The organism is uncultured Paraglaciecola sp., assembly GCF_913058035.1.
Classification (GTDB): domain Bacteria; phylum Pseudomonadota; class Gammaproteobacteria; order Enterobacterales; family Alteromonadaceae; genus Paraglaciecola.
Genome location: NZ_CAJXPA010000026.1, coordinates 25,158 through 34,709 on the forward strand (window position 1 = coordinate 25,158; position 9,552 = coordinate 34,709).

Consider the following 9,552-nt stretch of genomic DNA (forward strand, 5'->3'; position numbering starts at 1 on the left):
ACAAAAAGGGTATATATGAAAATCAGACGGTTTTATGGCAAAGATATGCGAGAAGCACTTAAGCAAGTAAAAGATGAGTTAGGTGGTGACGCGGTAATTATGTCAAATAAAAAACATGCTGACGGTATCGAAATAATTGCTGCCTATGACAAAGAGCCTGATGCTCAGTTATTACCTAGTAAGGTTGTGCCCAATAAATCGGCTAACTTACCAAAGAAAACGCCTACTTTGAGTGAAATAATTGGTGACTCAGGACCAGATAGTTTAAAGGCACTTTTAGAAAAACAGTCCAAGTCTGCTTCTGAATCGCAATACAAAGATGTCAAGCAAGCAACTGAACAACAGCCACAAATTTATTCAGGTAATTCTGTTTCTTCAAATTTTCAGCAAGATAATCAGCAACAAGATGCCCTACAAGAAATGCGTCAAGAGTTATCTTCTTTACGCCAAATTTTGCAATTTCAGGTTTCCGGGTTGATTGAGCAAGAAAAAAACCGCAAACATCCCCTGCATGGATATTTGTTAAGAAGGTTGCAGCAAATGGGGATATCGGATGTTTTAGCGGAAGAAGTTGTTTCTTATGCACCAGAAGGTGCCGATGAGAGACAATCTTGGTTATTTCTTCTCAAACTTTTAGCTAACAGATTACAAACCAAACACGACGACATATTGTCTCAACCGGGCGTAATTGCATTAATGGGGCCAACAGGCACAGGTAAAACTACCACCATAGCTAAACTTGCAGCTCAAGCAGCACATAAATTTGGTGTTGATCAGGTAGCAATTATTACTTTAGATAATTATCGAATAGGTGCATACGAACAAATTGCTACCTATGGAAAAATCATTGGCTGTAGTGTTAAACAAGCACAAAATTCAAATGAGTTATCAGATTTGCTTTATCAATTTAGAAATAAACGTTTAGTGATGGTAGATACAGCAGGTTTTAGTCAAAAAGATGCGAGGCTTATCAAACAGTTAGAAACAATGAAGCAAAATACCTGTGCTAATATTAGAAATTATTTGGTGATGCAAGCAAATTGTCAATACCGTGTGATGCAACAAACAGTAAATGAATATCAAAAGATTTCTTTACAAGGGTGTATATTGACAAAATTAGACGAATGTTACAGCTTAGGAGAGGTAATCAGCGTGGCAATTGAGAACAAATTACAAATTTGTTATTTGGCTGACGGTCAAAGAGTACCTGAGGATCTGCAACCTGCAAGCACAAAATTTTTAATTACTAGTGCGGCGAAGCTTTATAAAAAATTCGGTTTAATTCATAATAGACCCAATATCGTTAATAACGCAGCAGTAGCAGTATGATTGTGGACCAAGCGAGTAGTTTAAGAAGAATGAATCAGTCTAAATTGATAAAAGTAATAGCCGTGACTGGTGGTAAGGGTGGTGTAGGAAAAACAAATGTTACTCTAAATACTGCTATATCACTTGCTCAACAAGGCAAAAGAGTCATGGTTCTGGATGCTGACTTAGGTTTGGCCAACGTTGATGTACTTTTAGGTCTTCGAGTTGAAAAAAACCTATCTCATGTATTATCAGGTGAGTGTACCTTAGACGAGGTCTTAGTTGAGGGACCTTATGGGATCAAGATTGCACCTGCTAGCTCTGGTAGCCAGTCAATGACAGAGCTTACGGCAACGGAGCACGCTGGTCTTATTCGTGCTTTTAGTGAATTACAATCGCAAATAGATGTATTGATTGTCGACACTGCGGCCGGTATTTCAGATATGGTATTAAGCTTTTCTAAGGCGTCTCAAGATATTATTATGGTGGTTTGTGACGAACCAACATCTCTTACGGATGCTTATGCACTGATAAAAATTCTGAACAAAGAGCATGGTATATTTCGTTTTAAAATTGTTGCCAATATGGTGCGTAGTATACGCGAAGGTGATGAATTATTTTCCAAATTATCGAAAGTAACAGATAGATTTTTAGATGTGGCACTAGAGCTTGTTGCAGTTATTCCTTTTGATGAAAATGTTCGCAAGTCTGTCAGAAAACAAAAAGCAATTGTGGAAGCATTTCCTACTTCACCTGCAGCTATAGCTATAAAGAGGCTTGCTAAAAGAGCGATAGAATGGCCTATACCTAATCAACCAGGTGGTCATCTAGAATTTTTTCTAGAACAATTGGTCACAAAAAATACAATGGACGATAACAGGTGAATAGTAAAGCTGCTGCTTATCAACAACTTTCCAATAAGAATGAGTTGGTTGAAAGACATGCTTCGCTAGTTAAGCGAATTGCTCATCATTTGGTTGCTCGTTTGCCAGCTAGTGTTCTAGTGGATGATTTGATCCAAGCCGGTATGATAGGTCTGTTGGAAGCATCGAGAAATTTTGATGGAAGCAAAGGTGCAAGTTTTGAAACATTCGCAGGGATCCGCATTAGAGGTTCCATGTTGGATGAAATACGCAAAGGTGATTGGACGCCTCGTTCTGTACATAAGAACGGCCGTGCTATAACTGAAGCTATCAATCAAGTTGAACGCGAAACTGGTCGTGATGCCCGCGATTTAGATGTTGCAGAAAAATTACAAGTCAGTATTGAAAGTTATCACCAAATGTTAAATGAAGTGAATGCTGGAAAAATTATAGGCATAGAGGATTTAGGCGTAACTGAGGATGTGATAAGCACACAACAAACAAAAAGTTCCGATACGCCCTTTGAAGACTTTCTTCAAGGTGCGTTTCAAAAAGCATTGGCATATTCTATTACAACATTGCCAGAACGTGAAGCAATTGTGTTGTCCTTATATTATGATGAAGAGTTAAATCTGCGGGAAATTGGTGAGGTTCTGGATGTAAGTGAGTCTAGAGTGAGTCAAATACATAGCCAAGCCATGTTGAAAATTAAGTCTCGCATGCAATATTGGCGTTCAAACGAAAAATAATTATAGTAATAATGTTGGATTTTAACCCGAGCGTTAGAATTATCACCGGAGGTAGTTTTGGATAAAAATATGAAGATCCTTGTTGTTGATGACTTTTCGACAATGCGTCGGATTATCAAGAATTTACTTAGAGATCTTGGATTTGCAAATATACAAGAAGCTGACGATGGAAACACCGCGTTGCCTATGTTGAAACAAGGTGATTTTGATTTTGTTGTGACCGATTGGAACATGCCTGGCATGCAAGGTATTGACTTGCTCAGAGCTATACGTGCTGATGCGAGTTTAAAGCATATTCCTGTTTTAATGGTTACTGCTGAGGCGAAAAAGGAACAAATCGTAGCTGCAGCGCAAGCTGGTGTTAATGGATATGTTATTAAACCTTTTACTGCTGCGACATTAAAAGAGAAATTGGCGAAAATCTTTGAAAGACTTGGTTAAATTAAAGCTAAGCTGATTACGAGGAAAGATTGTATGAAGACCTTTAATTCTGCGCCAATTTCTCTTGAAGACGCAAAAAAATTAGTATTGTTGATTGAAAATGGCGACAACCAAGGAGCTCATGAACTTCTTGACTCTGCTGCTGGACAAAGTTCCATTGAGTTATTTGCTGAAGTCGGTAAATTGACCCGCCAACTCCACGATTCATTGAATAATTTTCAATTAGATACTCGTATAATCAACATGACTAATGAAGATATCCCAGATGCTCAAACACGACTCAATTATGTTATAGAAGCAACCGAAGAAGCAGCAAATAGGACCATGGATTTGGTAGACTCTTGCATGCCTATTGCAGAAAAATTGCATAGTGGGATTGTTAGTCTGAGGCCACAGTGGGATAAATTAATGGCACGAGAATTACAACTAGGTGATTTCAACCTGCTTGTTAATGAAATGGATGGTTTTCTGAATGATGGGGGTAATGATTCTGCTAAATTAACTGGCCTTCTGACTGAAGTATTGATGGCTCAAGGCTACCAAGATTTAACAGGGCAAATTATTAGGCGAGTTATAGAACTGGTTAAAGAAGTTGAGGACAACTTAGTTTATATGCTTACTATGTTTGGTGGTGTTGATCCTAAAGATGGTCTAGAAATTGTTGAAAAACCTAATAATTCTGAGAACGAAGCCGATACTGTAAAAGCTGAAGGTCCAATATTAAATGCCGACAGCAGAGAAGACGTAGCGTCAAATCAAGATGACGTAGATGATTTGCTTTCGAGTCTAGGATTTTAGGGGCGCTTTTAATATGACATTTGATGTTGACGAGGAAATACTAGCTGACTTTCTGGTTGAAGCTGGGGAAATTTTAGAACAATTACAAGGTCAGCTTGTCGAATTAGAAAATAACCCAGAAGATGCAAATCTCTTGAATGCTATTTTTAGGGGCTACCACACGGTTAAAGGTGGTGCTGGGTTTTTATCACTTAATGAATTAGTCGACATCTGTCACGGTGCAGAAAACGTTTTTGATGTCATGCGAAACGGTCAACGCGCTCTTACACCTGAACTGATGGATGTAATATTACAGGCTACTGATGAAGTGGTTCAAATGTTTGAACTTGTCAAAGCTGGTGACCCATTGGTCGCTGTCGAAAAGAGTCTTATCGATACCCTCACTAGATTAAGTAAACCAGAATCTTTAGACGAGATTGCATCAGTGAATAAGCCTGAGCCTAATGTTGATGTGATTATGAATGAGCAGGTTTCCACGGCTTCTGGTGATTTTAGTGAAGATGAATTTGAAGCTTTACTAGATGAGCTTCACGGTGACAGTGCACCTACAGCCAAAGAATCTTCTGTAATAGAAGATTCGTCTACAAACGATCAAGATATTAGTGATGATGAATTTGAGGCATTACTTGATCAACTTCATGGTAAGGGACAATTCAAAGGCGAAAAGGTACTTGATGATAGTCAGGTAAAAGATGTTTCAATTCCAGAAAATACTGCTAATGATGATATTTCTGATGATGAGTTTGAAGCACTCCTAGACCAATTGCACGGCAAAGGTAAAGGTCCAGCTGATGAGCCACCTAAAAGTGCTGCTGTAGTTAATGAAATAATCCCCGTCGCTGAGAAACCAACTGAAGTTAAAAAAGTCTTTACGCCGGTCGAAAAAGAACAATTAGCTAAACCTGTAGTAGCAAAAAAAGAAGAGAAGAAATCTTCGGCTGCTCCTCAAGCAGAAACCACGGTTAGAGTTGATACGAAACGTCTGGATCAGATCATGAATATGGTAGGCGAATTGGTATTAGTCAGAAACCGTCTACTCAGTTTGAGTAATAATGTTAATAATGAGAGCATGGCAAAGGCCATCGCAAACTTAGATGTCGTCACAGGCGATTTGCAAGGTGCGGTAATGAAAACCCGCATGCAGCCTATTAAGAAAGTATTTGGACGTTTTCCTCGAGTTGTACGTGACCTTGCTAGAACCCTTAAAAAAGAAATTACTCTCGAACTTGAAGGTGAAGAAACCGACTTAGATAAAAACTTAGTAGAAGCCCTAGCCGATCCATTGGTGCATTTAGTTCGAAACTCTGTTGACCACGGTATTGAGATGCCCGAAGAAAGAATAGCTGCAGGTAAACCTTCTATGGGAACAGTAAAATTGACTGCATCTCAAGAAGGAGACCATATTCTGTTAAGAATTATAGACGATGGTAAAGGCATGGACCCAGATAAACTCAAGGAAATTGCGGTTTCTCGTGGTGTTATGGATGCTGATACTGCCGCAAGAATGAGTGATGTAGAAGCATTCAATCTGATTTTTGCACCAGGTTTTTCAACTAAAACCGAAATATCTGAAGTATCAGGCCGTGGTGTTGGCATGGACGTAGTGAAAACAAAGATTAATCAGTTAAACGGTTCGGTTACTATTGATTCTAAGATCGGCGTTGGCACCACACTTGAAATAAAAGTGCCATTAACGTTAGCTATTTTACCCACACTAATGATAGTTATCGGTAAACAAACCTTTGCTCTACCGCTAGTTTCTGTGAATGAAATAATCAATCTTGATATGCAAAAGCTCAACACTGTTGATGGTCAATTGACTATGATTGTCCGCTCTAAAGCGATTCCATTATTTTATTTAGGGGAGTGGTTAGCTAGGGGTGAAGTTAATATTGATAAGAGCATAGGGCATGTGGTGGTTGTACAAATAGGTACGAAGCAACTTGGATTTGTAGTTGATGCACTTATTGGTCAGGAAGAAGTCGTGATAAAACCCCTAGATGAGTTACTTCAAGGCACACCCGGAATGGCTGGAGCCACGATAACGAGTGATGGTGGGATCGCTTTAATATTAGATGTACCGGGTTTACTGAAAAAATATACGGCTAAAAAAGCATAACAAATTATGCTTTTGATACGCCTTACGTGAAACTGACAGTTATAGATATAGGTAAGACAAGCGACAATGGCTTATAGGATTCTAATAGTTGATGATTCAACTTTTTTTCGTCGCAGAATAAAACAGATACTTGAAGAAGACGCTGAGTTAGAGGTGGTAGGTGAAGGAAAAAACGGTCAGGAAGCCTTAACATTGGTTGCATCTTTAAAGCCTGATGTTGTGACAATGGATATAGAAATGCCTGTCATGAACGGGATCACAGCTGTGAAGAAAATAATGGCTAGCAATCCAGTTCCAATTATTATGTTTTCGTCACTTACTAAAGAAGGCGCACAAGCAACACTGGATGCACTAGATGCAGGCGCATTAGATTTTTTACCTAAAAAGTTCGAAGATATTGCTTTAAACAGAAAAGAAGCGATTCTGATGTTTCAAAACCGTGTTAAAGCGCTGTGTGGTAGAAAGGCAATTGGGTCTAGATTTTTGTCAAAAACTGCTTCTATCTCGTTGCGTTCGGCGAAACCAGTAGTTCCCGAAAGAGTATTAAAAGCTGCCACTAAACCAGTTGCAAATACCAATCCTAGAGCTGTTACATCAGGTCGTTATGCATGTTTAGCCATAGGCACATCGACTGGTGGCCCCGTTGCCCTTCAGAAAATTTTAACTGATTTACCGAGTGACTTTCCTATTCCAGTGGTGATGGTGCAACATATGCCTGGTTCTTTTACTCAGGCATTTGCGAAACGTCTACACGATTTATGCGAGCTAACAGTAAAAGAAGCAGCGAATGGTGACATTTTAAAACCTGGAGTATGTTATCTCGCACCAGGTGGTAAACATATGACTATAGAGGGTAGAGCTGGCAATGCCAGAGTTGTTATATCTGAACCAGAGCGACATCCCAATGTTTCCTATAAACCAAGTGTTGATGTAACGTTTGATTCTTTAGCTCAAGTTTACTCAGGCAACGTGCTTGCTATTATATTAACCGGTATGGGAGCTGATGGCCGCGAAGGTTGTAAAACATTAAAAGCTAAAGGCGCCAAAATATGGGCTCAGGATGAGCAAAGCTGCGTGGTTTATGGGATGCCACAAGCTGTAACAATAGCCAATATATCGGAAGCGAATTATGACATTGCACATATGGCAAGTCATATAAAAAATGAAATACTAGATTAGGGTCAAAGGAGCGTTTTTGGTGTTTTTTCAAAACGAGAACAATGACTTAGATGTCACTGCATCGCCTCCTACTCTCATCTATAAAGTGTGGTTATTAGTGTGGTAGTTTGGACGGTTGCAAATCAAAAAGGTGGTGTAGGTAAAACTACCACTGCAGTGACCCTTGCCGGCTTGTTGGCTCAAAGTGGGCACAGAGTGATATTGGTTGATACTGATCCACAAGCTTCTCTGAGTTATTATTTTGGTGTTGAATCAGAAGAATTGTCTAGTAGTTTGTATAATATATTTATGGCAGGAAAGTCTGTTACTAAAGAAGATGTATTAAGCTGTTTATGTCCAACCAAATTGGACTCTTTATTCATATTACCAGCAACAATGGCACTAGCAACACTAGACCGAAAGTTAGGCACTCAAAGTGGTATGGGATTAATATTGCGTCAAGCTTTAGAATTGATCCGTAAAGAGTTTGATTACGCCATTGTTGATTGTCCACCTGTTTTAGGAGTGTTGATGATTAACGCTCTTGCAGCTTGTGACAGGGTTATTATACCAGTACAGACGGAATTTTTAGCGCTAAAAGGTTTAGAAAGAATGTTGCACTCTATGCAAATTATGCAAAAAACTTTAACCAGGACTTTTGCATATACTATAGTGCCGACTATGTTCGATAAACGTGTTAATGCGGCAGCTGAATCATACAGTAACTTGACTCGCACTTATAAAGACAAAGTTTGGATTGGGTTAATTCCAGTTGACACAAAATTTAGAGACGCCAGTCAAGCCCAAAGTCCGCCATCTGTGTACAGTTCGAAATCCCGTGGAGTTTTTGCTTATGCAAAACTGTTGAGTTACTTACAAAAATTGGAAATACAAAAATGAGTAGCAATTCCTTCGCTAATGAAGACGTGATGGAGGACTACATGTCAGCTTTGTTAACAGATGATGCCATTGTAGAAGTTGCTCAGCGTCAGTCTGTTGAGCAGTTGCTAAAAACTGCGCCTACACCAAGAACTGAACCATTTATTCAGTTTACTCAAGAAATTGTAGAAGAACCTCTAGAAACTGTTCCAGTGATGGCTAAAGTTATACAGCCTGAGGTCGAAAAAAAGCTATTAATAACCGAAACACCAAGAAAAGTTATCAAACCTGTTATTCCTACAGAGCCATTTCAGGTGCTACTGTTTGAAGTTGCAGGTATTACATTGGCTGTTCCTCTGATTGAATTAGGTGGCATACACCAGATCGAGACAGTTAATCCACTATTTGGTAAACCTGCATGGTTTAAGGGTGTTTTGCTGCATCGTGAAGAAAAGTATAATGTAGTCGACACTGCAAAGTGGGTAATGTTAGGAAAATCTGCTGAAAAACTAGCAGGAGTGACAAAGTATCCATATCTAATTGTTTTGGGTGACAGTGGTTGGGGTTTATGTTGTGAAAGTCTCACAGCCACCGAGACACTTCTACCAGATGAAGTGAAATGGAGAAATGTTGAAGGTAGTCGTCCATGGTTATCTGGAATGATTAAAAAGAAAATGTGTGCCTTGTTAAATGTACAGCAGTTGATTAGCATGTTAAACCAAGGTTTAAGCAGTAACGATTAGCCTATTTCAGACCGGAGCGATGGGAATGAGTAACGACAGTAAATTAAGCAATAATGTAGCCGCAAATAATGATGAAGTTTTGCAATGGGTTACCTATAAATTAGGGGAAGAGACATACGGTATTAATGTTATGCAGGTACAAGAGGTATTGCGGCATACCGAAATTGCCCCCGTACCTGGCGCTCCAGATTATGTTTTAGGTATTATTAATTTAAGAGGTAATGTTGTTACTGTTATTGATACGCGTTCGCGTTTTGGATTGCCTCCTTCTGATATTACAGACAACACTAGAATAGTGATTATTGAGTCTGATGATCAAGTGGTGGGTATTTTAGTCGATAGTGTCGCTGAAGTGGTGTATTTGCGTTCTTCAGAAATAGATAGTGCACCAAATGTAGGTACTGAAGAAAGCGCTAAGTTTATTCAAGGTGTGAGTAACAGAGATGGAGAATTGCTTATCTTAGTTGACTTAAATAAATTACTCAACGATGAAG

General features: G+C 39.1%; 10 protein-coding genes. All 10 read left to right on the forward strand.

The genetic code is table 11. The annotated features are described in order from the left end of the window. Window positions 1-15: 15 nt before the first annotated feature. Complete coding sequence (gene flhF, locus QZ562_RS05425) at window positions 16-1,329, forward strand: flagellar biosynthesis protein FlhF (protein ID WP_293757751.1); 1,314 nt, start codon at window positions 16-18, stop codon at window positions 1,327-1,329. Then, complete coding sequence (locus QZ562_RS05430; protein WP_293757753.1) at window positions 1,326-2,192, forward strand: MinD/ParA family protein; 867 nt, start codon at window positions 1,326-1,328, stop codon at window positions 2,190-2,192. Before flhF ends, QZ562_RS05430 begins: the two co-directional genes overlap by 4 nt. Next, window positions 2,189-2,920 carry an RNA polymerase sigma factor FliA gene (locus tag QZ562_RS05435; protein ID WP_293757756.1) on the forward strand — a complete coding sequence of 244 codons (732 nt, stop codon included), beginning with the start codon at window positions 2,189-2,191 and terminating at the stop codon, window positions 2,918-2,920. Before QZ562_RS05430 ends, QZ562_RS05435 begins: the two co-directional genes overlap by 4 nt. A gap of 57 nt (window positions 2,921-2,977) precedes the next feature. Further along, window positions 2,978-3,361, forward strand: a complete 384-nt coding sequence (gene cheY / locus QZ562_RS05440; RefSeq protein ID WP_293757758.1) for a chemotaxis response regulator CheY — start codon at window positions 2,978-2,980, stop codon at window positions 3,359-3,361. A gap of 33 nt (window positions 3,362-3,394) precedes the next feature. Then, window positions 3,395-4,159 carry a protein phosphatase CheZ gene (locus tag QZ562_RS05445; protein WP_293757760.1) on the forward strand — a complete coding sequence of 255 codons (765 nt, stop codon included), beginning with the start codon at window positions 3,395-3,397 and terminating at the stop codon, window positions 4,157-4,159. A 13-nt stretch (window positions 4,160-4,172) separates the two neighbouring features. Next, a complete protein-coding gene (locus QZ562_RS05450) occupies window positions 4,173-6,278 on the forward strand; it encodes a chemotaxis protein CheA (protein ID WP_293757763.1) in 2,106 nt (701 codons plus the stop codon). Between the two features lie 66 nt (window positions 6,279-6,344). Beyond that, window positions 6,345-7,457, forward strand: coding sequence for a chemotaxis response regulator protein-glutamate methylesterase (locus tag QZ562_RS05455; protein ID WP_293757766.1), 1,113 nt, complete (start codon window positions 6,345-6,347; stop codon window positions 7,455-7,457). A 99-nt stretch (window positions 7,458-7,556) separates the two neighbouring features. Continuing rightward, window positions 7,557-8,336 carry a ParA family protein gene (locus tag QZ562_RS05460; protein ID WP_293757767.1) on the forward strand — a complete coding sequence of 260 codons (780 nt, stop codon included), beginning with the start codon at window positions 7,557-7,559 and terminating at the stop codon, window positions 8,334-8,336. Further along, window positions 8,333-9,058, forward strand: coding sequence for a chemotaxis protein CheW (locus QZ562_RS05465; RefSeq protein ID WP_293757769.1), 726 nt, complete (start codon window positions 8,333-8,335; stop codon window positions 9,056-9,058). Before QZ562_RS05460 ends, QZ562_RS05465 begins: the two co-directional genes overlap by 4 nt. A gap of 25 nt (window positions 9,059-9,083) precedes the next feature. Beyond that, window positions 9,084-9,552, forward strand: a 469-nt coding sequence (locus QZ562_RS05470) for a chemotaxis protein CheW (RefSeq protein WP_293757771.1), incomplete at its 3' end; no start/stop codon positions are given.